This is a genomic window from Actinosynnema sp. NPDC023658, from assembly GCF_040639995.1.
Lineage (GTDB): Bacteria > Actinomycetota > Actinomycetes > Mycobacteriales > Pseudonocardiaceae > Actinosynnema.
This window is the reverse complement of sequence record NZ_JBFAAX010001422.1, coordinates 1-1,152: the sequence shown is the minus strand read 5'-3', so window position 1 is coordinate 1,152 and position 1,152 is coordinate 1. Positions and strand designations below refer to the sequence as shown.

At 74.0% G+C, this 1,152-nt stretch carries 2 protein-coding genes; both read left to right on the top strand.

Annotation, left to right across the window (positions count from 1 at the left end):
* Positions 1 to 558 (top strand): MEDS domain-containing protein (locus AB0G02_RS41495; protein ID WP_360806449.1); only part of this gene is annotated, 558 nt, incomplete at its 5' end.
* A partial coding sequence (locus AB0G02_RS41490) for an MEDS domain-containing protein (RefSeq protein ID WP_360806446.1) occupies positions 555 to 1,152 on the top strand: 598 nt, incomplete at its 3' end. The genes AB0G02_RS41495 and AB0G02_RS41490, both read left to right, overlap by 4 nt.

The window sequence follows — 1,152 nt, the reverse complement described above, 5'->3', positions numbered from 1 at the left end:
GTGCGCACGTACGCGGCGGCGACCGAGGCCGCGCTGGCGGCGGGGTTCACCGGCCTGCGCGTCGCCGCGGACGCCACCCCGCTGGTGCGCACACCGGCGCAGCTGGACGCCTTCGCCCGCTACGAGCACCTGGTGGACCGCTACCTCGCCACTCACCCCATGGAGGCGATGTGCGCGTACGACCGGACGCGGCTCGGTGACGACGTCGTCGCGCAGATCGCCTGCCTGCACCCCCGGTCCGCCGAGGACGCCGCGCCGTTCCACCTGCACGCGCACGCGCCGGCCGGGACGTCCGCGGTGCTGGACGGGGAGCTGGACCTGGAGTCCCACGACCTGTGGCCGCTCGCGCTGGAGCGCGCCGACCTGCCCGCCGGTGAGGACGGGATCGTGATCGACGCGACGGGCCTGGCGTTCATCGACCACCGCAACCTGCTGGCGCTGGCCGACCACGCCGACCGACGCGGCACGACGGTGGTCCTGCGCACACCGCTGTCCTTCCCCTCGCACGTCCTGGACGTGCTGGGCGTGACCAACGTTCGTGTGGAGCACCAGTCATGAGCACCGACACGGACACCCGACAGCGCGGCTACGACCACGCGGCCATCTACTACACCTCCGACGACGAGCTGCTCGCCGTCGCCGTGCCGTTCCTGAGAGGCGGGGTGGACGCGGGCGAGCCGACCGTGGTGTCGCTGGCGCCGGAACGGGCCGAGCTGGTCCGCCGGGCGCTCCCCCGGTCCGCCGACGTCGTGTTCACCGTCACCGACGACCTCTACGCCCGTCCCGCGGCCGCGATCAAGGCCTACCGGGAGATGATGGCCGACTTCGTGGCCGGGGGCGCGCGCGGCATCCGCATCGTCGGAGAGGTCCCGCCGGCCGCGCTGACCACCTCGTGGGACTGGTGGGCCCGCTACGAGTCGGCGGTCAACCACGCCTACGACGACTTCCCGCTGCGCAGCATGTGCGCCTACGACACGCGCACCACGCCGCGCCACGTGCTCGACGACGTCGCCCGCACGCACCCGTTCGTCGCCACGCCCGACGGCGGGCACCACCCGGCCGGCGACTACGTCCCGCCGCCCGCCTTCCTGGCCGACACCCGGCCGATGACGCCCCTCCCCATCGAGTCCACGCCGCCGCTGGTCGACCTGG